This window comes from Streptomyces sp. NPDC020747, from assembly GCF_044334695.1.
Lineage (GTDB): Bacteria > Actinomycetota > Actinomycetes > Streptomycetales > Streptomycetaceae > Streptomyces.
The window spans coordinates 164,631-188,936 of record NZ_JBIRTJ010000007.1 but is presented as its reverse complement, the minus strand read 5'-3'; the positions used below and the strand labels follow the sequence as shown (position 1 = coordinate 188,936).

14 protein-coding genes and 2 pseudogenes are annotated in these 24,306 nt (G+C 69.7%); 5 read left to right on the top strand and 11 right to left on the bottom strand.

Annotated features, from left to right (window positions below; genetic code table 11):
- Positions 1 to 565: 565 nt before the first annotated feature.
- From ACH4YP_RS20310 to ACH4YP_RS20285, 6 genes are all read right to left on the bottom strand, one after another.
- Entirely contained in the window at positions 566 to 2,098 is a 1,533-nt protein-coding gene (locus tag ACH4YP_RS20310; RefSeq protein WP_398491592.1) for a GAF domain-containing sensor histidine kinase, read from the bottom strand.
- An 86-nt stretch (positions 2,099 to 2,184) separates the two neighbouring features.
- Positions 2,185 to 3,222, bottom strand: coding sequence for a rod shape-determining protein (locus ACH4YP_RS20305; protein ID WP_055618758.1), 1,038 nt, complete (start codon positions 3,220 to 3,222; stop codon positions 2,185 to 2,187).
- 181 nt (positions 3,223 to 3,403) lie between these two features.
- Complete coding sequence (locus ACH4YP_RS20300) at positions 3,404 to 8,128, bottom strand: SAV_2336 N-terminal domain-related protein (RefSeq protein WP_398491589.1); 4,725 nt, start codon at positions 8,126 to 8,128, stop codon at positions 3,404 to 3,406.
- Positions 8,118 to 9,152, bottom strand: a complete 1,035-nt coding sequence (locus ACH4YP_RS20295) for an AAA family ATPase (RefSeq protein WP_398491588.1) — start codon at positions 9,150 to 9,152, stop codon at positions 8,118 to 8,120. The genes ACH4YP_RS20300 and ACH4YP_RS20295 overlap by 11 nt, the downstream gene beginning before the upstream one ends.
- 155 nt (positions 9,153 to 9,307) lie before the next feature.
- Positions 9,308 to 11,152, bottom strand: coding sequence for a trypsin-like peptidase domain-containing protein (locus ACH4YP_RS20290; RefSeq protein ID WP_398491586.1), 1,845 nt, complete (start codon positions 11,150 to 11,152; stop codon positions 9,308 to 9,310).
- Entirely contained in the window at positions 11,149 to 11,646 is a 498-nt protein-coding gene (locus ACH4YP_RS20285) for a CU044_2847 family protein (RefSeq protein WP_398491584.1), read from the bottom strand. Before ACH4YP_RS20285 ends, ACH4YP_RS20290 begins: the two co-directional genes overlap by 4 nt.
- Before the next feature lie 311 nt (positions 11,647 to 11,957).
- Between ACH4YP_RS20285 and ACH4YP_RS20280 the strand changes: the two are divergent.
- A pseudogene (locus ACH4YP_RS20280) lies at positions 11,958 to 12,154 on the top strand (S8 family serine peptidase); the annotation flags it as partial.
- A gap of 50 nt (positions 12,155 to 12,204) precedes the next feature.
- Here the strand turns inward: ACH4YP_RS20280 and ACH4YP_RS20275 are convergent.
- The 3 genes from ACH4YP_RS20275 to ACH4YP_RS20265 form a co-directional block, all read right to left on the bottom strand.
- The gene (locus ACH4YP_RS20275; protein WP_398491582.1) at positions 12,205 to 13,623 is read right to left on the bottom strand and encodes a carboxyl transferase domain-containing protein; all 1,419 of its coding nucleotides are present in this window, start codon (positions 13,621 to 13,623) and stop codon (positions 12,205 to 12,207) included.
- On the bottom strand, positions 13,616 to 15,178 hold the full coding sequence (locus ACH4YP_RS20270; RefSeq protein WP_398491580.1) for an acyl-CoA synthetase: 1,563 nt from the start codon (positions 15,176 to 15,178) through the stop codon (positions 13,616 to 13,618). Before ACH4YP_RS20270 ends, ACH4YP_RS20275 begins: the two co-directional genes overlap by 8 nt.
- Positions 15,179 to 15,292: 114 nt before the next feature.
- Entirely contained in the window at positions 15,293 to 16,606 is a 1,314-nt protein-coding gene (locus ACH4YP_RS20265) for an SLC13 family permease (RefSeq protein WP_361062931.1), read from the bottom strand.
- A gap of 260 nt (positions 16,607 to 16,866) precedes the next feature.
- On the opposite strand from ACH4YP_RS20265, the gene ACH4YP_RS20260 reads away from it, so the two are divergent.
- A complete protein-coding gene (locus tag ACH4YP_RS20260) occupies positions 16,867 to 17,589 on the top strand; it encodes a FadR/GntR family transcriptional regulator (RefSeq protein WP_361062928.1) in 723 nt (240 codons plus the stop codon).
- Positions 17,590 to 17,726: 137 nt separating this feature from the next.
- A complete protein-coding gene (locus ACH4YP_RS20255; RefSeq protein WP_361062926.1) occupies positions 17,727 to 18,467 on the top strand; it encodes a peptidase E in 741 nt (246 codons plus the stop codon).
- A gap of 109 nt (positions 18,468 to 18,576) precedes the next feature.
- Here ACH4YP_RS20255 and ACH4YP_RS20250 read toward each other — a convergent pair.
- Positions 18,577 to 18,966 (bottom strand): annotated as a pseudogene (locus tag ACH4YP_RS20250) (ATP-binding protein); the annotation flags it as partial.
- A gap of 156 nt (positions 18,967 to 19,122) precedes the next feature.
- Here ACH4YP_RS20250 and ACH4YP_RS20245 point away from each other — a divergent pair.
- Positions 19,123 to 19,668, top strand: a complete 546-nt coding sequence (locus tag ACH4YP_RS20245; RefSeq protein ID WP_361062923.1) for a UTRA domain-containing protein — start codon at positions 19,123 to 19,125, stop codon at positions 19,666 to 19,668.
- Entirely contained in the window at positions 19,665 to 20,444 is a 780-nt protein-coding gene (locus tag ACH4YP_RS20240; protein ID WP_398491577.1) for a GntR family transcriptional regulator, read from the top strand. Before ACH4YP_RS20245 ends, ACH4YP_RS20240 begins: the two co-directional genes overlap by 4 nt.
- 79 nt (positions 20,445 to 20,523) lie before the next feature.
- Here the strand turns inward: ACH4YP_RS20240 and ACH4YP_RS20235 are convergent, their stop codons facing one another.
- Positions 20,524 to 23,976: a type ISP restriction/modification enzyme gene (locus ACH4YP_RS20235; protein ID WP_361062917.1), complete on the bottom strand. Its 3,453-nt coding sequence runs from the start codon at positions 23,974 to 23,976 to the stop codon at positions 20,524 to 20,526.
- Positions 23,977 to 24,306 lie beyond the last annotated feature (330 nt).

Here is a 24,306-nt window from a genome sequence, read left to right as displayed (position 1 = left end):
TGACTGAGCGGCCGTCGGAGGTGTGCCGGGCCGGAGGACGGGTGGTGTCGGCTCGCCGTCGGGGCCCGGTGGTGGGTGGTGATGGCCGTGGTGGGTGAGGCTCTGTCGCCCGAGTGGTGGCGGAGGGGTTGTCGCCTTCGGAGACGTGGTGGCGTTGGGTGGTGGCGTTATGGGGAGGGGAGGCGGGGTCGGTCGGCTGCGGTCTCGCCCGTCGGCCGGGGGTGCGGCCGGTTGGCATTCCGGGAGTCGGCGTTCCGGTTGTCGGAGTTCCGGTGGTCGGTCTTCCGGCCGTATGGGCACGGGTACTTGTCGGTGCCGTGCGGCCTCGCCCGTGGCGCTGAAACCATCGTTCCGCTCCTCCTCGCTCCACCGGCCGCGGATTGGTGTTTACGTAAACATCGGAACGAGGCGTTGAGCCCGGCCTCGCGGCCGGGGGCTCGACTTGGGGTGATGTTTACGTAAACATCACGGCGCCGGAATCGTGGCACCCGGCGGAGCGATCGTCAAGGTTTCCCACGTGTAACAGCTGTTGGGCTGTTGGGCTGTTGGGCTCACGGCTCACGGCTCACGGGTGCGGGTGCGTGCGCAGAGGGGACTGCCACGTCACCGTTGTTCCGGGGGTGGAGTCACCGTCGGCACCCGTGGTCCCGTCGTCGTCGCCGTCGTCGAACACCGTCAGCCGTACGCCGGGGCGGCCGTCCGGGAGGGTCGTCGTCGCGTCGACCGAGACGGTGACGCGAGTGGTGCCGGTGCGGTGGGACGCGGCCGTGAGGGCGCCGCGGAGGGCGGTGAGGAGGCGGGTGGCCACCGGGTCCGGGAGCCGGGCGTCGACGGGCCCCGTGAACTGTACGGAGGGCTGGAAGCCGAGGGCCGCCGCGACGGCCGCCGTCTCGCGGAGGACCTTGCCCCGGAACGTGGTCGGAGCGTCGGCGGGCGGCTGTTGCAGCGCGAAGATCGCCGTACGGACCTCCTGGACGGTCGACCGGAGTTCCTCGACTGCCCGGCCCAGCATCGCGTGGACCTCGGTGTCCCGCTCCTCGTCGGCGGTGCGGCGCTGGGTGGACTCCAGCATCATGCCGGTCGCGAAGAGCCGCTGTACGACCAGATCGTGCAGGTCACGGGCGATCCGGTCACGGTCCTCGAAGACCGCGAGCCGCTCCCGGCGCTGCTGGGCGTCCGCGAGGACGAGCGCGAGCGCGGCCTGCGAGGCGAACTGCGTGGCCAGCAACTGCTCCACGGACGTGTACGGACGGCCGCCGCGCCGACGCGGGAGCGCGAGCGTGCCGATGAGCCGGCCGCCGGCCTGGAGCGGCAGCAGCATGCTCGGCCCGAACCGGTGCCGCACCTCCGTCGTCATACGCGGGTCGGTCGCCGAGTCGTCGACGAACACCGGTTCCCCGCCGAGGAGTTGGTCGAGGACGGCACTGCCCGGCGCGATGGTCGTACCGACGAGACCACCCGGGTCGTCGAGTGTCGACGCCGTCACGATCTCCATGCCGCCCTCGTCGGTGGGCTGGAGGATCACCCCGGCCGAGGCGTCGGCGAGCATCCGGGCCCGCTCGGCGACCGTCATCAGCGCGTCGGCCGCCGTCTCGCCGGTGAGCAGCGCCGTGGTCACGGCCGCCGCGCCCTCGATCCAGCGCTCCCGCTGACGGGCCGTCTCGTACAGGCGGGCGTTGCCGATCGCGATGCCCGCCTGGGTGGCCAGCACCCGCGCCAGCTGCTCGTCCTCGCCCGTGAAGTCGCCGCCGTCACGCTTCCCGGTGAGGCGGAGGCTTCCGTACGCGTCGTCCCGTACGCGCACCGGCACGTCGAGGCGGCTGTACGCGTCCTGCCCGGCAGCCGGTGGTTCGGCCGTGTGGAACTCTGCCGGGCCGACGGTATCGCCACCGCCGTGCCCGGGGTCGGTGGGCTCCAGCGTCGCGTGCCGGGCGTCGGTCAGTTCGGCCGCGGTGTCCACGATGTGCTGGAGTGCGGCGCGCAATTCCGGGTCGACGCCGACGCCCAGGACGGCTTCGAGCAGGCGGGGGAGCGGGCCACGGGGAGTGGACGGCTCGGTGGGTTGGACGGGCTCGGGGGGTTCGGAGGCTTCGCTCATGCGGGCGGCGGAGGGTCCGGCTCGATGCGTACGAGTTGCGTGCGGGTCGCGTACAGGGTGGGTGCGGAGTGCATACGTATGGGCGCTCAGGTGGCCAGGGGGTCGAGGGCCAGGGGCTCGATCCGGCCCTCCAGCATCGCGCCCAGGCCGAGGACCGCGCACACGTCGGGGCGTTCGGCGATGTGCACCGGCATGCCCGTCGCGTGCCGCAGCATCTGGTCGAGGCCCGGCAGCAGGGCGCTGCCGCCGACCATCATGATCCCGCGGTCGGCGAGGTCGGCCACCAGGTCCGGCGGGCAGACGCGGAGCACCTTGCCGATGCCGTCGAGTACGGCGGTCAGCGGGGTCTGGATCGCGTCGCGCACGGCGGCCGTGTCGACCTGTACGGAACGGGCGAGGCCGGTGGCCACGTCCCGGCCGTGGATCTCGGTGGAGGCGGGGCCGTGCGGGGTGAGCCCGTTCCCGGAGAGGGCGAGCTGCAGGGGTCGCACGGACTGCGACGGGAGCATCAACTCGTGCTGGTGGCGCAGGTGTTGGACGATGGCGTGGTCGATGGCCTCGCCGCCGACGGGGATGCGTGCGGCGGTCACGATCGAGCCGAGGGACAGCACCGCGACCTGGGTGGCGGCGGCCCCGCACACCATGATCATGGTGGCCTCGGGCCGTTCCACGGGCAGCCCGCAGCCGACGCCGGCGGCGATGAGCGTGTCGACGAGCTCGACGCGCCGCGCACCGAGTCCGACGAGCGTCTCGACGGCGGCGCGCTCCGCGAGCGGGTCGGCGTCGTGCGGGGTGCAGATGGCGGCCCGCAGCCGGGGCTTGCGGCGCAGGGCGCGGCGGACCTTGTCGCCGAGGAGCTGGCGCAGCATGCGCTGGGCCATCTCGATGTCGACGACCGTGCCGCCGGAGACGGGCCGCACGACGCGGATGTAGTCGGGCGTACGGCCCGTCATCTTCTCCGCGAACTCGCCGACGGCGATCAGGGCGCCGGTCTTCGTGTTCACGGCGGCGACGCTCGGCTGGTCCACGACGAGCCCGGCGCCCTTCACGAAGACACGTGTCCTCGCCGCCCCCATGTCGACGGCGAAATGGCAGCGGCGCAACTGCTCCAGGCTGGCGGTCATCGCGGGTCCTCCCGAGAGCACGGACAGTGGGACTCGGCCGGGCGGCGGTCCTCCTTCGCATCGTGGGGGACCTGACGGGGTGTCGCCTTCTGTGGTGGGCCGGGTGGGGTGCCGCTGGACGGGTGGTCTTCTGCGGCGGTCTTCCGGGGCGGTCTTGTGGGGCGGTCTTGTGGGGTGGGGCTCAGGTGTTGGGGAGTGCCTGGATCAGGGGTGCCCACGAGGCCGTGGTCAGCTCGCAGCCCGCGCGGAGCAGCCGCTGCTTGTGCGGCTCGGAGCGGGTGTAGCCGAGGAAGCGGAGGCCGATGGCGTTCGCGGCGGTCAGCTCGGCGACCGACGAGCCGACCAGCACGGCGTCCGACGGCGTCGCGCCGAGCTGGTCCAGGGCCCGCAGGAGGCAGTCGGGGTTCGGCATCAGCCGGGTCAGCTCCTCCGCGCGGCCGTGGACTCCGCCGCCCACCAGGCCGGTCAGCCGACCGTGGGCCTGCAGATACATCCAGACGGCGCTCGGCGCGTTGTCGGCGACGACGGCGACGCGCCGGCCGAGGGCGTTGAGCGTGGTGATCAGCGAGTCGGAGAACGGGGTCGCCGTGGCGGTCGGCACCGCCCGCTCCTCGATGCGGTTGAGCCGGCGGCGCAGATCGGCTCCCAGGGGGTGCTCGGCGAACGCCCGCAACAGATCGAGCGGGTTCGAACGCCCCTCCAGGGGGGACGTGGGCACGCCCCCCGGCGACAGCGGCCCGCCGCTCAGCGCGGCGTCGGGATGGCGCAGTTCGGCGAAGAGCGCGGCGAGTTCCTGGGTGGCCTGTTCCTCCTTGGCCCGGGTGTAGAGGCGCACGAGGGGGCCGTCGAAGCCGACGAGTACGTTGGGGGTGTCGAGCAGGAAGGGGGCGGCGGCGTCCGGGGGCGCGACCGGCTTCCTCGGCGCCCGGAGTGCGGACCGCGCCTCGCCCTCCGGCATCAGAGTGATCGAACACGCCACCGACAGCCCCGGCACCGGCCAGCCGCGTAGCCCGCCGCGCGCAGCGTGCTGTGCCGCCCCCGCACGACGGAGCGGGTGCCGACGCGTGACGCGGTCTGTCTCTTTGATCACGTGGTGGAGAAGGCGTTCGGACACGTTGACGGTTTCGCCGCGTACGAAGGACACCGGGTCGTCGACGTGCCAGGACAGCTCGACGGATGCCGCGAAGGTTCCGTCGCCGGAACTGGGAAACGACAGCTCGTGGCTGGCCTGGTGAGTGGTCAGATCGACCTCGTAGTACGTGATGAGGCTCTCCGAGGCCGGTGTGTCGCCGAGCCGGTCGGGGTCGAGGAGCGTTGGCGCGTCGTCGTCGCCGGGCTGGATGACGACAGCCGTGCGGCCGGGCTCGGGAAGGCGGATCGACCGGAGGTCGTGGGTGGTGAAGGGGCCGCGGGCGAGGTCGCGCTGTTCAGGGGCGGGGTCCGGCGCGCGTTCGGGGACGTTCAGGAGGCAGTACCAAGCGAGGGGCGGCCCGTCGTCCGCCCACTTCGGGTACAGGGGCTGGAAGGGCGCCGGGTCGACGGGCAGGCCGTCGGCAGTCAGTTCCTGGTGCAGGGCGGGGGAGAGGACGACCGTGATGGCCGCGGCGGAATCCTCCAGCGAGGCCCGCAGGTCGTTCGCCGAGACGACATCGGTACGCGCGAACCGGGTGGTGTGCCAGAACGTCACCCGGATCGTGGGCGGGTCCTCCAACTCCGTCAACGCGCCCGGAAGTTCGTGCAGCACTGCGCTGAGTAGGGGCAGTACGGACGCCTCGGGCTCGGTGATCACGAGGTATCCGCTGTCACGGGCCAGCACCTCGTACTGGTTCGGCGCCAGGTCCGTCAGGGAGAGCAGCCAGGTCAGGGCACGGCCGAGGATGCTGTGCGCCTGGCGGTGCTCGCCGGGTTCGGCGAACGGAGCGAACTCAAGGAGGACGGTGGCTCCACCGCTGTCCTGGTCCTCCCGCACCAAGGTACGCGGGCTCTGGACGGCCTCCCGCTCGGCACGTACCCGCGGGTACTCGCCGAAGTCACTCACGTTCCGCTCGAAGTGGCCCAGTTCCAGGTCGAGTTCGGCGAGGTCCGTCAGAAGGCTCTGGTGCAGGGACTTGAGGCGGACGCGGGCCGACTCGGCGGCGGGCCCGGGGACGCCTTCGAGCGGGTCGCCGTGCCAGAGATCGAGTGCCTGCCGGACGGCGCGGCGGGCTTCCGCCGGGGCGTCTTCGTCCCGGCAGGACCTCGCGCGGGCCGCGAACTCCTCGAAGCGGTGCACGTCGATCGTGCCGGGCGGCGCGTACACGGCGTAGCCGCCGGGGGTGCTCGCCAGGATTCCGTTGCCCAGAACGCCGCGCAGGCGGGCGGCGTACAGGGACAGGAGCTGGGTGGCCTGCTGGGGGAGCTGCTGCCCCCACAGGCCTGTGGCCAGTTCGGCGTACGGTACTGATCGGCCGTGCCTGAGGAGCAGCATGCACAGGAGCGCCTGCTCCTGAGGGGAAATGAGGGGCAACTGAGTTCGGCTTTCCTGCGCCACCAGGACCGGACCGAGGAGATGGTAGACGTGCCGGTCGCTCGCGGCGGCGTGCCGTGCGTCCGCCAGGAGGACCGGGGACAGCAATGCGTCTCTGCCATGGCGCTGTCGGGCCAGGTCCGAGGAGATGAGGTCGGTGACAGATCTCGCGAAACGCGTCCGGAAAAGACGGCTTGGCTTGTCCCCGGCCAGCTCTGTCAGCCCGTGCCCGAAGTCGTCCAGATCCTTCGACTCCGTGCGTTCCCGCATGTCCCCCAGCGCGAAGCGGGTGATCGCGAAGGAGCCGTCCTGGCGCGCTAAAATGCCGTTCGCTGTGAGTTGGCCGTGCACCAGGTCGCGAGCATGCAGCGCGGCCAGGCCCTGTGCGACCTGGTGCGTCAGCTGGGCGAGCATCCAGTACGGCAGCTGCGAGCCCCCTTCGGCGATGAGCTCGGTCAGGGTGACCCCGTCCACGAACTCCGTGACCAGGTACGGGACGCCGTTGTCGATGCCGTAGTCATGGACGGCGACGACGTGAGGGTTCTCGACCTGGGTGAGCGCGCCTGCCGTCTCCAGGAATCGCTCGTGGTGCTCCGGATCGATGTCGTACCGGTAGACCGCCACCGTCCTGCTGAGCCGTGTGTCCTCCGCCTGCCACACCTGTGAGCCTTGTGACACCTCCCGTAGCAGCTGATACCTCCCCAGTACCAGCCGCGTTCCGTCCCTACGGCCCCCGCCCAGCCTCCGTACGCTCTCCTCCCGTACCGACGCGAACGGATCGCCGCCGGCCGTGATGTCTCCGGGGCCCGGCACGGCGACGTGGAACTCGCCGGCCGCCACTCCCGCCCGCGCGTCGATCAACGCGCCCACCCGTGCGACGAGTTCGGAGGTGCGCCCGAGTGCCGTGCGGGGGAGCGTGCACCGCAGCAGTTCGCTTACGCCGGGGCGGAAGGCGTACGAACCGGCCGTGCCCGGGACCGCGATCAGGGCGCCGCTGAGGATCACCTCGGCGAGGTGCTGCGGCTGGGGGTTCCGCTCGATCGCCGCGTGGACCAGGCGCATGACGGGCAACTCGGGGCGCCCGACGGCGAGATGACCGGCCAGCCGGAACGCCTCGGGGGAGGCGAGAGATCGGAAGCGGAGCAACAGCTCCTCCGGGGAGAGCTGCTCGACGTCGCCGCGGCCCCATTCGTCGACCGGCGCCGGAGGCGGTGCGGCGCCCAACAGGCCGACCGCGCCCGGCAGTCGGCCCCCGCCCGCCACCAGCGCCGACCAGTTCGCCAGCCAGGACGCCGAGGCCTCCAGGACGGGGAGGGGCAGCACGTCCCGGGGGAGGTCCTCCATGGCGTACGAGTCCACGTCGTACGCGGAGTTGGGCGCCGCGGGCCCAGGCGCGGCGATCCGGGCGGTCGTGGCGGGCAGTGCGGTGGTGCGCCACAGGCGTTCCGGGAGCGGCTGGACCACGGCGACCGGCATCCTGGCGGACCAGCGGCGCAGTGTGGCGTACCAGCGGCTGCCCGCCGGGCCGTCCCGCCACTGCGGGCCCATGCAGTCGCTGATCAGCAGAGTGACCGTACGCCCGTCCGCGTACGCCTCCTGCGAGCCGGGACGGCGTACCGTGCCGTCGGTCTCCAGCCGGTGCAGCTCCACCGTGCGGAAGATGCCCGACTGGGCGAGGGCCGCGTGCAGTTCGCGCACCAGCGGGCGCCAGATGGGCATCGTCGGGCCGGTGTCGTGCACGAGGTGGAGCGTCAGCCAGCGCTCGGTCGCGGGGCGCAGGACCGGCAGCCACCACTGCGGGGCGGCTCCGAGCCGGGCGATCCGGTGCGCGGTGGCCGCCTCATCCAGTACCCGTCCGAACGGGGCGGGGACGCGCCGCTTGAGCGGGCGGAGGGCGCGTTGGAGTTTGAGGGGGTGGGGGAGCATTGGGGGCGCGGGGGCCAGGAGCGAGGTGTGTGAGGTGTTGGTGTTCGGGTTGTCCGCCGGGGACGCGTCTGCGGGGGTGGGCGTGGCGGGCAGGTGCAGCGGGACCCTGCCGTTGGGGGGCTCGGGGATTTCGGGGTGGTCGGGTTGCGGTTGCGGTTGTGTTTTGGGTGCGGGTGGGTGGGGGCTGGGTGCGCGGTTCCCCGCGCCCCTAAAAGCAGGGGGTGCCGAGCCAGAACCTGCGTCCGAGTCGGCGGAGCCCTGGGACGGGGTGGGTGAGTCCTTTGAGGTCGAGGCGGGGTCCTCGGGAGTCCTCATGTGCCCTGCCAGCCACAGCAGTTCAGCCAGTTCTACCGAGGTCGGGGCCGGGCCGGCGCCAGCCTCCGCCAGGACGTCGGCCAGGCGGGCGGCGCCGGTGTGGGCGCCGGAACCGGTGCCGGAACCGGTGCCGGAACCGGCGTCGGCCTCAGAAGGCATCCGAGTCGTCCCCCGTACGGCTCAGGTACGGCATCAGTTGCTCCGCCAGGTCGTCGCGTGACGACGCGTCGATGCCTGCCGTGCCCGTGAGGTAGATGGCGTTGAGGAGTTGGTCGGTGGCCAGCTCGCCGTCCGTTCCCCGGGACAGGAAGCGGTCGATCAAATCCCGTGCGTGCGCGTCGGGTTCGCCGAGGTGGGCGCGGACGATGCTCTCCAGGTGGGCGGCGCGGGGCTGGTGGAGTTCGAGGCGGACACAGCGGCGGAGGAACGCGGGCGGGAACTCGCGTTCGCCGTTGCTGGTGAGGACCACGAAGGGGAAGGCACGGCAGCGGACACGGCCGCGCGAGACCTCGACCCGTTCGTCCGTGCCGTCGACCATGACCTCGGCGGAGGGGGTGTGCCGGGCGGCGCGGACCAGCTCCGGGATCTCGTACTGGCCCTCCTCCAGAATGTTGAGGAGGTCGTTCGGCAGGTCCAGGTCGCACTTGTCGATCTCGTCGATCAGCAGGGCACGCGGCCGGCCGTACGGAAGGAGCGCCGTGCCCAGCGGGCCGAGGCGCAGATGGTCCTGGAGCCCGCCGTCGGGAGGGAGTTCGTCGTCCTTCGGTACCTCGCGTGCGGCGGCGCGTCCTGCCGCGTACAGGCGGGAGAGCGGATCGTACTGGTAGAGGCCGTCGTGGAGCGTGGCGCGGCTGGTGATGTTCCAGCGCAGGACGGGGCCGAGCCGCAACTCCCTTGCCACCGCGTACGTGAGGCTCGACTTGCCGCTGCCCGGCGGGCCCGTGACGAGGAGCGGGCGGCGCAAGTACAGGGCAGCGTTGACGAGTTGGACCGCCCGGTCCGTGGCGCGATAGGTACGGGCGCGGTGCCGACGGTCCGGCGAGGTCGCCGAGGTGTCGTCGCCCTCGGCGGGGGTCTCCAGCTCCGGGCCGCCGTCGAAGGCACGCCAGGGTGGTGGCGCGGGCAGCTCGGCGATGCCGTCGTGAGGCTCGCTCGTACCCGTGTAGACGGGCCACAGGGACATGGTCTCTCCGAACGTGTTCCGTGTTCCGTTGTGCGTTCCGTGCTTCAGTCGACGGCTTCGGGCCGCCGTTTATCAACCGATTTCCATCGGCCTCCTCAGCGGCCCCCTCGACGGCCACCTCAATGGGCCTCTCAACGGATCTCTCAACGGGCCTCTCAGCCAACGGGGTTGTGTGCGTAGCCGACGGGATCCGGGAGGCATTCGGGGTCCTCCCAGAGCAGGGCCAGGTCGTGTGCCCAGTGCGGTTCCGCGGTGCCGGACGCGTACGCCGTCTCGCGCAACTCATGGACGTACTGCGGGAGTTCATGAGGCGGCAGGTCCGCGAGGTGTTCGGCGAGGCGGTCCAGGAACTCCGAGCCCGGGCAGTCAGCGGGCCGCCCGCACCGGTGCTCGCCCCGGCATCCCGAGCGTGGCCACAGCATCACCGGCACGGCCGCGTTCAGGCTCGCCTGGAACAGTCGTCTGACCCCGTCGGCGCGGGGCGGCGTTCCGAAGCCCACCATGTCGGCGTCGCGGCGCAGGTCGATGGTCAGTTTCACCTGGTCCTGGCCTACGGCCCAGCAGTCGATGCGGTGCAGCCGGGCCGTGGGCCGTGCGTCCAGGGACCGCCACTTCTGCCTCAGCTTGTGCTGCAGGCCGCCGCTGCGCCGCCGCTCCAGGTCCATCACGACGAGCGGTGCGAAGGAGCCGAGCGGGCTGTCGTCGTCGGCACTGCGCTTCCAGCGCGCCACGTCCGCGTTGAGCCAGCGGCGCGGCAGCACGAAGGCGATCAACTCCCGTGCCCCTGGCTCCAGTTCGTGGAACGCCTCGTCGATGCGCTGCAGCGCGTACGGGCGTACGCGGTCCACCGGGAGGCGGCGGGAGCCGACCACTCGGCGGTGCCGGTCGTTGTACGCGGACACCTCGACGAGGAAGTCCCGGTTGCCGGAGCCGCTCGGGGCGATCTCCACCAGGATCGGCGACCAGGTGTGCGCCGTGGAACTCGGGCGGGGGGTCGTGGGTGCGTGTGCGGGGGCCGGGGTGCGGTGGGCCTGTGGGTGCGGCCAGCTTCGTAGTGCGGCGCGGAGTCGGGTGTCGTCCACGAAGTCGGCGAGGCGGGTTGCGAAGCGGGGGGTGGCGGCGGGGTCCGGGACCTCTGAGAGGAGGTACCAGGCCGCGGACCAGAGGGAGTTGAAGCCGTGCGGGGGGAGCGGGGGCCCGAGTGGGCCCACCGCGTCCAGGTACAGCCGTTCGGGGCTGCACTCCGGAGTGCGGGGGATCTTGTTGTGGCTCGGTCGCGGGTGGGGTGGGGCTGGGTGCGCGGTTCCCCGCACCCCTGAGGGGGCTCCTGACGGGGCGCCCCTTTCCGCTGCCTCCACCAGGCGGCGCAGCCGTTCCTTCTGGGGCTGGTCGTACTCGGGTGTGGGGATCAGGTCGCCGAGGCGGGGCCAGTAGCGGGCCATGATCTGGGCGGGGAGCATGCGGCCGTTGCGGATCTCGGGGCTGCGGGCGGCGGCGGAGACCATGCCCACGACGCGACCGGTGTCCGCGAGGGTCACCGCGGCGCCGCTGAAGCCGGGGGCCAGCGGCTGGCCGTGCGCGGCCCACGCCTCCAGCTGGACCCACTCGCCGGCGATCAACTGGTCGGCGGTGGCCCGGTATTCGGCGAGCGTGCCCTCGTCGTACCGCTTCGGGAAGCCGTACGCGAGGAGCCTGCGCGGGGGATCCCCGTACGCGTCGGAGGGTGTCGCGAACTCCGCCGGCTTCAACGACACCGGGCGGTCCAGTTCGAGTACGGCCAGGTCGCCCGGGTCGGTGTCACGGCCGTCCCAGCCGCCGTGCGCGATCACCCGGGCGGGCACCTCTCCCTCGCCGCCGTGTGCGAAGGACACGGCGACCGGGTCCTTGTCGCTGTGCGCGACGACATGGGCGCAGGTCAGCACGTGCCGCTCGGTGACGAGGAAGCCGGCACCGGTGTCGCGTCCGCAGCTGATTCTCGCGTGCCAGGAAGCGCTGCTCATGAGACCGGGGTGGCCTCCGGGGAGCCCGGGGCGGGCTCGGACGAACCGTCGGACCCACCGGAACCATCGGGCCCACCGGACCCACCGGACCCACCGGAACCATCGGGCCCACCGGACCCACCGGAACCATCGGGCCCACCGGACCCACCGGAACCATCGGGCCCACCGGACCCACCGGGTCCGTCGGGCGACCAAGCGAGCTTGACGACGAGGTGGCCCTCGACCGCGCTCCTGGCGATCAACGCTCCCGCCTCCGCGGTCAGTTTGACCCCGAACTCGATCTCCACGGTGTCCGGCTTCAGCGAGCCGTCCCGGAAGACGCGAAGTGCCGACTCGGCGGCCGCTCTCACCCCTTCGAGTGAGCCCTCGAACGTACGGGCGGCCTGGACCGTGCCGTCCGCGCGCGCGACCAGCCGGGAGCCGGACTCGTCCTCGACCCCTTCGACGACGATCACGGCACCGTCGTCGGTCTTGAACTCCACTAAACCGTCCATGTTGTGACAGAACCCCCGTCGTCCGTGACTGCTGACCCACCCATTGTCACGGACGGTGCTTGGCGCTGTCGCGGTTTCCACAGGTCGTTCACCGGCTCTCTGGCGGAAAACCGCCAGGGTAGCTTTCCGCCAAGTCCGGTCGGCACCGCCGCAACACCGGCCCCCCCCCGAGACTCGTCGCAGCGCCCGGGCGCCAATCCGGTGCCACCGGAGCCGTCCGTACGCAGACGGCGAACGGCGCCGTCACCGTCGTACCGGACGAGTCGCTGCCCTATCTGCGGGCGGGCACCGTCGACCAACGGCTGTTCGACGCGGGCATGGAGTGGGGCGCGCGGGACGTCGGCGCCGAGGTCGTCTCGATGAGCCTCGGGTCGACCGGGCCCAGCGACGGCACCGACCCCATGGCGCAGACCGTCGAGACCCCCTCTCGAAGGAGACCGGCGCCCTCTTCGTCGTCGCCGCGGGCAACACCGGCGCCCCTTCCTCCATCGGCTCGCCGGGCGTCGCCGCCTCCCCCTGGGCCCGGGAGGCGGCGCCTTCGTCCTTGGAACGGGCCTGCTAGGACGGGGACTTCACTGGTTCCACGATGCCGCGTACGACACCGAGGTCCACCAAGTCCTGCGGTCGGATGCGGAGTTGGTCGGCCGTGGCGCGTACCTCCTCCGGTGGCCGCTTGAGGATGGCCGCCGCGAGCTCGGGGGCGATGACGGAGAAGTAACTGTCCGGCGTGGCCCAGGTGTTGTCCGGTGCGGCGAGGGCCAGCGCGCCGCCCGAGCCGCCCTCACCGATCAGCAGCGTGGTGACGGGTGTTCGGGCGGCGGCCACGGCTCCGAACACGTCCGCGATCGCCGCGCCCGCGCCCTGCCGCTCCGCCTCGGCGTCGTTGGCGGCACCCGGGGTGTCCACCAACGTAAGTACGGGGATACGGAGTCGGTCGGCGAGCCGGATCAGCCGGGCGGCGGTGCGGTAGCCGGCGGGACGGGTGGCGGTGCCGGTCTGGGCCGCGTAGGCCACGGTACGGCCGCCGTCCTTCCCGTCCTTCAGTACACCGAACCCGCAGAGCATCCCGTCGTCCGTGCCGCCGCAGCGGTCGCCGCTGATCGCCGCACGGCGGGCGAGGCAGGCGTCCAAGTAGGCGGTGGCACGCGGGCGTTGCGGGGAACGGGTGTTGTCCACCGCCTCCCAGCCGGTGGTCGGCAGGTCGGTGTCGGCCAGGGCGGGCGGGGGCGGGACCGGCTCGGCCGACGGGTGGCTCAACAGGTGCAGCCACAGCCCCAGCAGCCCGGGCACCTCCGCCGGTGGCACCACCGCGTCGACCGCTCCCGCCGCCAGCTGCGCCTCCGCCGTGTAGGCCGCCGGGTCGGCCTCGGGCGGACGTACGCGTGAGCCCGCGAAGCCCACCTGGGCGCCCGGGAGTGCGAGGACGACATCGGCGCCCGCGCCCAGGGTGGCCCAGCCGCCGCCGGTCGTGGGGTCGCGCAGGACCGCGATCTGCGGCAGCCCGGCCGCGCGGGTGAGCGTCGACTGCCTTGCCACGCGCTGGAGTTGGACCAGCGCGCGCATGCCCTCCTGCATGCGGCTGCCGCCCGTGGCGACGAGGGAGACGACCGGGAGCCGGTGCTCGCGCGCGTACGCGTGGGCCGCCTCCAGCCGGTCACCCGTACGCTCGCCCAGCGATCCGCCCAGGAAGCCGAACTCGAAGGAGATCAGCACGGTCGCCGTCCCGCCGACGGTCGCCGTACCGCAGACGACCGACTCCTCCTCACCCGTGCGGGCGGCGGCGCGGGCGCGCGAGGCGTCGTAACCCTGCCAGGACAAGGGCCCGTCCGGCCCGAACTCCCTTGCGGGGGCTGCGAGGTCTGCGGACTCTGCGGGGTATGCGTGGACGGGGCTTACGAGGCCGGTCAGTTCGGTGAACCCGGACGTGACCAGGTCGATCGCTTCGCGGGCCGTGTAACGCGGGACGCCCTCAGTCATGGCTCAGCGCACGCTTCATGATCTTGCCCATGTCGTTGCGGGGCAGGGCGTTGATGTGGTGGACGACGCGGGGCCGCTTGTGGGGCGCGAGGCGGCGGGCCACATGGTCCGCCAACTCGTCGACGGAGGGCGGTGATTGGGGATCCGCGGGCACGATCCACGCCACGATCCGCTCACCCAGGTCGGCGTCCGGCTCACCGGTGACCGCGGCCTCTCGTACGCCCGGGTGTTCCAGCAGCGCGTTCTCGATCTCGCCCGCCCCGATCTTGTAACCGCCGCTCTTGATCAGGTCGGTGGCCTTCCGGCCGACGATGCGCACGTAGCCGTCGGGGTCGCGCACCGCCATGTCACCGGTGCGGAACCAGCCGTCCTCGGTGAAGGCCGTCGCGGTCGCCTCGGGCCGGTTCAGGTACTCGGTGAAGAGGTTCGGCCCGCGGACCTGGATCTCGCCGACGGTCTCCCCGTCGTACGCCTCGACGACGGTCGTCCCGTCCTCCTCCGTCAGCCGCAGTTCGACGCCCGGCAGCGGGACGCCGACCGTGCCCGCGCGCGGCTCGCCGTCGGCGCGGACGCTGGTGTTCATGAGGGTCTCGGTCATCCCGTACCGCTCGATGACCCGGCGCCCGGTCGCCTGCGCGATCCGCTCGTGGTCGTGCACGGGCAGGGCCGCCGACCCCGACACGAGCAGCCGTGCCCTGGCCAGGGCCTTCGCGAGCGCGGGGTCGTCGGGCAGGGTCTCCGCGATCCGGTGGTACATCGTCGGCACCCCGAACAGCATGGTGGCGCCCTCGCTCAACTCCCTTGTCACGCCCGCCGTTTCGAAGCGACCCAGATGCCGTACGGATCCGCCGCGGCGCAGCGGGCCGAGGATGCCCAGGATCAGGCCGTGCACGTGGAAGAGGGGGAGACCGTGCACGAGGACGTCGTCACCGGTCCACTGCCAGGCGTCCGCGAGGGCGTCGAGGGTGGTGGCGATGGCCCGGCGGGGGATGACGGCGCCCTTCGGGGGGCCGGTGGTGCCGGAGGTGTAGACGATGAGGGCGGGGGTTTCGGGGGTGAGGCAGGGGGTTTCGGTGGTGGCGGGGGTGCCGGTGCTGGGGGTGCCGGTGGCAGGAGTCGCCGACCCCGTGCCGCGTACGTCGATGTCCGCGTCCGTGTCGATGTCTGCGGCCACGGTGATGTCGACGCGCTCCAACGCGTCGAGTGCGGGCGGGAGTTGGGTGCCCGGTGCCGCGAGCACCAGCGTCGGGGCGCTGTCCGACACGATGTGCCCCAGCTCGCTCTCGCCCGACTTCGGATTGAGCGGTACGGCGGGGACGCCGGCCAGCAGCGCGGCGACCACGGCGACGGCGGTCTCCAGGGTGGGGGTGGCCCAGACGGCAATCCGGCCCGCCTCCGCGACGCGGGCGGCGAGGGGGGAGGCGGTGGCCGCGAGTTCGCCGTAGGTCAGGGAGCGGTCGCCGAAGCGCAGGGCGGGCCGACGCGCGCCGGGGCCGTCCGGGTCCGCCTGGGCCTCGGTCAGGGCCGGGAAGAGGGCCGGGGAGAGAGGGGACACGCGTCGTACTCCTTAGTTCTTCTTAGTTCTTCACTTCATCGGTTCTTCGTCGAAGGCCGCCCGTCGAGAGCGGCCCGCCGAAAGCCGCCCGTCGGTACGGTGGCGCGGCCTGTGTCACCCCCAGTCGGGGACCACCAGCGCGAGCCACACCACGGCGGGGACGACGGCCACCACGATCCCTCCGTACATCATCAACTGCCGGAAGAAACGCTCCCGGTCGACGCCGGGTGCCGCCGCGAGCACCAGCGCGCCGTTCGTCGAGAACGGGCTCACGTCCACCACCGTCGCCGACACCGCGAGCGCCGCCACCATGCCGACCGCCCCGATCTCGCCCTGCGCCAGGAACGGCACCGCCAGCGGGATCAGCGCCCCCATGATGCCGACGGACGAGGCGAACGCGGAGACCAGCGCGCCGATGTAGCAGAGGAGCACGGCGGACAGCAGCGGGACGCCGATGTCGCTGACGCCCTCGCCTGCCCAGTCGATCGTGCCCATCTCGTCCAGGACACCGACGTACGTCAGCACACCGCAGATCAGCAGGACCGTCGGCCAGGCGATCTGGGAGACGGCGTTGCGGCTGTCCTCCGGCCAGCAGGTGCTGAGCAGGACGGCGAGGGTGATGGAGGTGAGACCGGCGTCCAGGTCGAACGCGAGCACGGCGACGACCAGGGCGACGAGCGCGGCGAGGGTGGCCGTACGGGCGGGGTTGAGCCGGGTGGTGTCGTCCTCGGGTTCTTCTGAAGGCTCCTCTTTTGAAGGGTCCTTTTTACGGTCGGCTTCGGGGCCCTCGGGCTCGCTCTTCTCGTCGGCGACCGCGTCGTCGTTCCGCAGTTTCAGCCCGCCGAACAGCACGAACACCACCGCCGCGATCACGAGGTTGACGATGAGCGAGGCGAGGAACAGGGCGATCTCGTTGCCGGGCAGCTTCTCGCGCTCGACGATGCCGTTGACGATCGTCCCGTAGATGCTGATCGGGGAGAAGCCGCCGCCCTGCGCGCCGTGCACCACCATCGCGCCCATCAGCAGCGGGCTGATGTGGTAGCGCGCGGCGAAGCTCAGCGCGATCGGCGCCACGATGGCGACGGCGGCCGGGCTGACCGCGCCGATCGCGGTGAGGGCGCCCGTCAGCACGAACATCACCCACGGGATCAGTACGACCCGCCCGCGCACGAGCCGGATCGAGGCGTGCACCAGCCAGTCGGTGGTGCCGTTGGCGCGGGCGATCGCGAACAGATAGGTGACGCCGACGAGTACGACGAAGAGGTCGCCGGGGAAACCGGCGAAGATCTTGTCGGCGTCGAAGTCCGCGACCAGTTCGCCGACTCCGTAGGCCGCGGCGAAGGCGAGGGCGCCCATGTTGATGGAGCGGGTGGTGGCGATCACGAACACCACGACGAGCACAAGGATCGAGATCAGTTCGGCGGACATACGGGCTCCCGTCTTTGGGTCCCTTGTCGAGCGGGTGGCGAGCGGGTGATGAGGGGGCGGGGCTGGGTGGCTGATTGGCCAAGTGGCTGAACCACATTGGGTGGTGCTCCTGGAGAGCGTCAAGAGAAGTGACGTAAATTGGCTCAGCCACTCGTCCACTGGGCCACTTGTCCACACAGTGACTGAGCGGGTCATCCCCGGTGTTACGCTGCGCCCGCAGGGGGACGAACCACCCGCAAGAGGGGACAAGGGGGACGGGCATGACCGACGCACTGCGCCCGATGACGGCCAAGCCGCGCCTGTACGAGCAGGTCCTCGACCGGTTGCGCAGTTACGCGGCCGAGGGCGGTCTTGGCGCCGGCGACCGCCTCCCACCCGAGCGTGACCTGGCGGCCCGCCTCGGCGTCAGCCGCGCCTCGGTGAAGCAGGCCATCGTGGTCCTGGAGGTGCAGGGCCTGGTCGAGGTCCGCCACGGCGGCGGGACCTACCTGGTCCGCGACACCCTCGACGCGGAACCGGTCGAGCAACTCGTGGAGCGGCGCCGCCGGTTGCCCGACGTGCTCGACGCCCGCGAGGCCCTGGAGACCAAGCTCGCCGAACTGGCCGCCGAGCGCCGCACCGACGAGGACGTCTCCGCCATGGACGCAGCCCTCGTCCACATGCGGGACGAGATCCAGGCGGGCGGACACGGAATCGAGGGCGACCGGCTCTTCCACGCGGCGGTCACGGCCGCCGCGCACAGCGGCATCCTCGCCGAGTTCATGCGTTCCATCGCCGACCAGATCACCGAGAGCCGCCACGAGTCGTTGCGCCAGCCGAGCCGCCCCACCCGTTCCCTCACCCAGCACCGCGCGATCTTCGACGCGATCGTCGCCCGGCAGCCGGGCCGGGCGGCCGCCGCGATGCGGCGGCACGTACAGACGGTGGCGCGGGTACGGCTGTTGGACTGGGACCCGGAGGACAACGACGAACAGGGGCTGTGACGCCCGCAGTGACGAGCAGGCGCTCTGAGGGCCGTTGACACGAACAGACGCTCTGACGGCCGTGGTTAGGATCCGGTGTCATGACCGCGTCCAGTGCCACGCCCCCTGCTTCCCCTGCTGCATCCCCTGCATCCTCTGTGAACGGGCGAGAGCCCACGATCCTCGCCACCTCCGGCGGTCACCGTGCCGGGGCCGGCCGGACCATGGTGGCGTTCAACTCCCTGGTGCATCACGCGGTCGAACTGTCGGGCGCCCACGGCCGCCGCCCCCGCGTCCTGTACGTCGGTACGGCGATAGGCGACGCGGAACACTTCACGGCCCGTATGACCGAGGCGGCACGCGTGGCGGGCTTCGACCTCACGCCCCTCCACCTCTTCCCGATGCCGAACCTCGATGACGTCGAGGGCACGGTCCTCGAACAGGACGTCGTCTGGGTCATGGGCGGCTCGGTGGCGAACCTCCTCGCGGTCTGGCGGGTGCACGGCCTCGACGACATCCTCCGCAGGGCCTGGCGCTCGGGCGTGGTCCTCAGCGGGGTCAGCGCGGGCTCCATCTGCTGGTTCCGGGGCGGCACCACGGACTCCTTCGGCCCCGAACTCCGCCCGATCACCGACGCGTTGGGCTTCCTCCCCTACGGCAACGGCGTCCACTACGACACCGACGCCGGCCGCCGCCCCCTGGTCCACGACCTCGTCGCGGACGGCACCCTCCCCACCACCCACTGCACCGACGACGGAGTGGGCCTGGTCTACCGCGGCACCGAACTGGTCGAAGCGGTCACCGAAGTCCCCGGCAAGGGCGCGTACATCGTGACCCGCGACGGCGACACGGCGGTCGAGGAACGGGTCGAGACGCGCAGGCTGCCCGCAGTTTCCTAGTTCCCGCATCACATCCGCGTCCAATGGGTACGGGAGTGCTGCCAGAGCCGCCGCCATCTCCGTCACTGGAATCGGCCTGTCGATAGCCGGATTCGCCTGAGTCTCCGCCCGGCCGGGTCGTGACCTTGAAGACCGCCCACACGGTCTTGCCAGGGACGTGCTGAACGACGCCGAAGTCATCAGCCAACTCGCCGACCAGAAAGAGCCCCCGCCCGGTGCATCTTTCCGTGTCGGGGTGCCGGACCTCTGGACGACCGTCACCGCTGTCGCGGACCTCCAGTCTGAGTACGGCACCCTCCAGGAGCAGCCGGACGCAGAACTCCCGTCCTGGCGGCACTCAGTGGAGCAGGGCATTGGTGGCGAGTTCTGAGACGCACAGCCGTATGTCGTCCTGGCGGTCGTCGATGTTCCACTCGACGAGGGTGGTGAGGGCGAACTCGCGGGCGGCGCTTACTGAAGCGCGCGTTCGGGAGAAGCGTTGTTGCCGTAACAGGGGCACGGTGGACCACCGCCTTGAACCTCGGCTGGCTGTACGATCCAGAGAAAGCTATCGCTATTCACGAAAAGCGGCAAGGTTGGCGCAAGGTGATCGCCGAGACCAAGTCGCTTACTGTGTAAGGCGGCAAGGTCGGTAGGCGGTCGGCGGGAGGGCCTCGTGAGTAGTAGTAAGTGGGTCAGCGTCTCGATGCCGTATCTGGCTCCCCGCGCAAAGGGGCAGTCGGACGCCTGGAGCGCCGAACTCGAAAGGCGCGGGCGGCGGGGTGGCCAGTTGGTCATCCATGCTGGTGAGGTTGCTGCGCCCGGCGCCGTCGCGGAGTTGCTCGGACTGTCCGAGGGGGAGGCGGTGGTTGTACGCCGTCGTGTCATGTATCTCGGTGACGAGCCGAGCGAGCTGACGGACACGTACTACCCAGTCGAAATCGCGCGCGGTACTCGTCTGGCCGGGACCGCGAAGATCCGAGGCGGGGCCGTGACACTGCTCGCCGAGTTGGGGTACGTGGGTGTCTGTGTTCGTGAGGATGTGGTCGCTCGGATGCCGACCGCCGAGGAGTGGGACGTACTGCGCACCGCATCCGATGAGCCCGTCCTGGAGTTGACCCGGCTCACCCTCGATCGCGACGACCGTCCGATTCAGGTTGACCGCATGGCCATGCCCGCCCACCGGCAGCAATTGCGATACGAGATGCGGATCGGGGGATGACCGTGCCCAGGGCCGAGGAGGTAGGTGTCGACCGGCGTTCGTTGCACGAGCGGATTGCAGCCGATCTGCGGGACGACATCATGAGCGGGCAACTGGCGGCAGGGGCCAAAATGCCGTCGACCGTGCAGCTCAAGGCACGGTTCGACGCGTCGAACGCCACTGTGCAGAAGGCGTTGCAGCTCCTCAAGGACGAGCGGCTTGTCGTCGGGCGTGCCGGCGCCTCCGTGACTGTGCGCGAACATCGGCAGCGGACTGTCCACCCGGCCTCGTACATGGCACCGGCAGGACCGGGCGAGCCGTACCGCTGGCTCGCGGAGGCGGAGAAGCAGGGAGCGCGAGCCCGGAGCAAGCTTCTCGACGTCGCGGAGGTGACACCTCCCGCGGACGTTGCCGCAGCGCTGAACCTCCCAGCAGGCGGTGAGGCAGCCCTGCGCCACCAGCTCCTTCTGATCGACGACGAGCCGGTCGAACTGGTCAAGTCCTATTACCCGTTGGAGATCGCTCGCGGCACCGCAATCACGGAACGCCGCCGGATCACGGGTGGTACGCCCGCGCTGCTCGCAGACCTCGGCCACCCACCCCGGCTCAGCGTGGACAAGGTCTCGGCCCGCGTTCCCACTCAGGAGCAGTACCGGGCCTTGCGCCTACCCAGCGACCTTCCCGTGCTGCGCACCCTCCGCGTGGTCTACAGCGATGACAAACGGCCCATCGAAGCGACCGTCATGGTCAAGGCCGGGCATCTCTATGAGCTGCAGTACGAGTTCGTGGCTGAGTGAACGGCTTGAGGTGCGCCGGATTCAACGGGGGCTACGGTGATGAGACACGGAAGGCAGAGGCTCTCGATATCCGCAGTGGTCAGTTGGAAGGGTGGCGTCGTTCTGGCTGTACCTCCGAGGTGTGCCGCTTGTGTAGCCGCAGTGGTGGATTGCGGACCGGATCTGGCGGCGCAGGGCTCAGTGGCTGTACAGGCGGAGGCGGTTGCCCGTCGAGACCTTCTAGGCCGGGCAACATATCCTCTTCGCTCTTCGCTGGCTTTGGTCCCTTCGCGTAGGCGGGCGGTTGAAGCACACCGCGCCGGGCCAGCTCGAACACGTCGATCAGAGGTCCATCCAGGACACGCTCCAGCAGGGAAGCCTGCGCGGTCTCCAGTTTCGTCAGATGCTGAAGCGCCTTGAGAACCTCAACAAGTTCTACACTCCATTGAGGCTTCCAGCGCTCACTGCGAATCCGGTCCAGTTCGCTACTGATACGACCGTTAGGTTTGCTGCCGCGGGCAGCAAGCCAGCTGTCTAGGACCTTTCGGCCTCCGACGTCGTAGTGACGCATGCGCTCGTTGACGCCCAGAAATACTCCCGTGCCGACGAGGAGCGCCTGACGTTCGGCATCGTAGATCAAGGATTCCGGCAGGACCGATGGGTCGACACGTGCGGAGTATGTGACAGGGTCCGCTGTGCTGTTCCAAATGTCGTCGTCTTGTTCGCTGTTGAACCGCTCGTCAAAGGTCGAGGCCCGGATACTGTGATAACCGAGCCGAACGGCTTCGTGCCACAGCTCACGATCAGCGGTGACCGGGACCCTGACGCCGAGCGAGTTTAGTTCTTCGCTGAACCGCCGAGTGAAGGCAGGGTGGGCGGTGACTCCGGCGATGTAGGCGGCCAGGTCATCTGCGGAGATGACGGTCTTTCCGTACGCGTTGGCTAAATGCTCCAACAACCCGGGGGCAATATTGGGCGATCCGTCTGGGTGCCTCAACGGGAGTACTCTGCCTCCATCGTTGTTGAAACAGTGCATGTCTGGGATTAAGCTGGAGAAAACTACCGCTGGCCCCGACTTTATGGGACGACTGTGCTGTTCGATAAGGAATATTTGGTCTTCACGATCTGCGTCCCATAGGCCTGGTCGAGGGTAGTCGACTACCCGAGTGTCAGGGATAATCCACTGACGGTCGAAGCTCCGGTGAAGAATTCGCTTCGGATTCAGACAGGCTCCTCTTTCGTCTGTGAGTCGCCGTCCTGGTTGGCCTGGTAGTCGAGTCGAAGGGCTGCTTTCAATTTTTCGGTCGCGAGACTCGCTGAAGAGTTTCCGTTTTTCGTCTTGATCGGGTTCGTGAATCAACCTGTTCCAGCGGAGGTGTAGTGATTCTTCGTCAACTGCGTAAACCCAGGTGCGCTTCGTCTGTATACCTTGCCGCGACCATGGAAGAATATCGCCCAAGGCTGGGAAACCCGCCCATTTTGTCAATGGGGCCGGAGTGAAAGGCGCATGTGATTCGGTGTGGGAGGGGCGCCAACCTTCGCCGCCGATGTGTAGGCGTGCCAGCTGTGCTTGCTTCTCTTCCCGGCTTCCCGTCACGGCTGCGTAGTACACCGGGGCAGGGGCCTGCGGATCTGAGTCGTGCTTGCGCACGAATAGGGCGATTGCGAGTTCTTGTTGGACGCCGGGGAAGAATCTGGTCCGCGCTGAGGGTTGCTTACCCTCCGGAGTCAGGTCGATGATCCAGCCCTCTGAGCAGGTGGTGCGCAAATATTCACGCATACCCTTGAAGCCCGGTCCTCGAAGGAATCCGGCAGTGGTGACAAAGCAGACGACACCCTGGTGATGCGTGGGGTGGTGCTGCTCGAAGACCTTGTACGCGGCCCAGCGCCAGAAATAGACGTACAGGTTCTTGAGCTTCTTCTCGTAGATTCCGTTGGCACCTCGGAGTCTGAAACGGTCCAGCAGCGGCGGACCATGTCCCGCAGAACCGCTCTCGATCCAGCCTCCCTCGCCTTGCGCGTCCTCGCGGTCGGGCGGGTTCCCGATGACGACCGTTACCTGTTCCTCCCGCTTGATATGGTTCGCTGCCTCGGTCTCTCTGCGAAGAACGTCGGCTCCGGCGCCACCGAAAAGTGTGGGTCGATTCCAGGGATCGGCGAGAGTGTCATTGAGGTGGAGCCGCAAATCATTCAACTGAATGTGAGAATCGTGAGTCCGTAAAGTCTGGGCGATGCGCATCTGCGCCACCGCGTAGGCGGCCATCTGCTTTTCGAACCCGATGAGTCGCTGTGCGAGCTCCTCGACGGCCTCGGCCCGGAATCCTTCATTTCCACCCGCAGTGCGGCGCTCGGCGACGAGATCGATGATTGCGCTGAGGAATGTGCCTGTGCCCATCGCTGGATCGATGATGGCCACGCGAGGATCAGCGAATCCTTCGGCGCAGTCCAGGTTCAAGCGCAGCACTTCATCGACGAGTCGTATCATCTCTTTCACCAAGGCGACAGGTGTGTAGTAGGTTCCTGAGGCTTTCCGTAATTCAGGGTCATACTCTTGCAGAAAGTGTTCATAGAGTAGGACGTGGGCATCTGGCTCTCGCTCGAGAATGGCATCCCAGTCCACAGCGTCGACTACTCGAACCAATACATCGAGGCTGTTTTTGAACTGTTGCCCGACGTGATCGGTGAGAATCTGGAGGGCCTTTCCCATCACCGTGTGATCGGCGCCGAGTAACTCGCCGACCTCGTGCATGCTACGGTCGCCGAGAGGGATCCCCTCGGCGCGTGCAAGGAGTAATGCAAAGGTGACGGTTTGCGCGTATCGGTCAGAGAATGCGGTTTGGTGGTCCCGCTCGTCTGTGTGGGGGAAAAGGAAATGCTCCCAGGTCTGCGCGAGCTCGGTAAACGGACTCCCGAGCCCGCGCCGACCGCCACTTCTGCCGCGAGCTCGCTCTTCCCCTCGAAGCTGGTCATGGACCTCGGCCCGTAGCAGCCGACATAACGGGGCTATGGCGGTGACCAGTTGACCGACGGTGGCCAGTGGGTTCGGCTGCCAGAAAAGAAATTCCCGGAGCATCCGCTCAAATGCGACCCCCACTGCGCCCGGGGCCCGCAGCCTGCGCCCAACTCGGTAAACGTCGCCCTCCAGGTGGACGACGCTTCCCCGTTGCTGTCCGTTCTGGTGTAGAAACCAAGTCTGCCCATTGGTGTACATGACATTTGGTAGCCGGGACATGGCTTCCCACTGTTTCCTGTCCCGTCCGCGCAGTCCGCCCGGACTGATGTCTCTCTTCTTCGGGCTCTTCAATTCCACGTAGCCGAAGATGCGTTGCTTGTCTTCGCCGATGCTGGCGGCGAAGTCCGGACGGATGCCGAGGTCGGTCAGCCGAGCCTCGGGATGGAGACGCAAGCGCAGCCCTAACTCCCTGGCTGCCGCATCGAGGAGCCTCTCAACCGCACTACGGATCCCGGCTTCATTTTCGCCCACTCCGAGGACCTGCTTGCATTCAGCCCCAAAATCGGCGACAACCCGCTTGATCCAAGCGTCGGCCTCCATACCCGCCCCCCACTCGTCAGGCAGAGTGCCTTCGGAAGGGGCTTGCGGCGGGCTCCCTCGGAAGCGCATCCGCTGTAGAGCGCCGATCCCGCCGACACCGTATGAACTGCGGCGTCTCAAATCCTGCCCAAGGTGGACAGAGGCCAACCGCTCAGCTGCTCAGCCGCACAGTGGATTCTGTCCCTAGCCCGCGTCTTTCACCTACCGGGGCGTTCGGAGCTAGGAGCGCAGCGCGAGAGTGCCTCTGGGCAAGGGGATGAGGCCTGTCCAGGACTCCAGCCACGCACACCTGCCGACACACTGCCAATGTCAATGCCAGCTCAGCTGCCC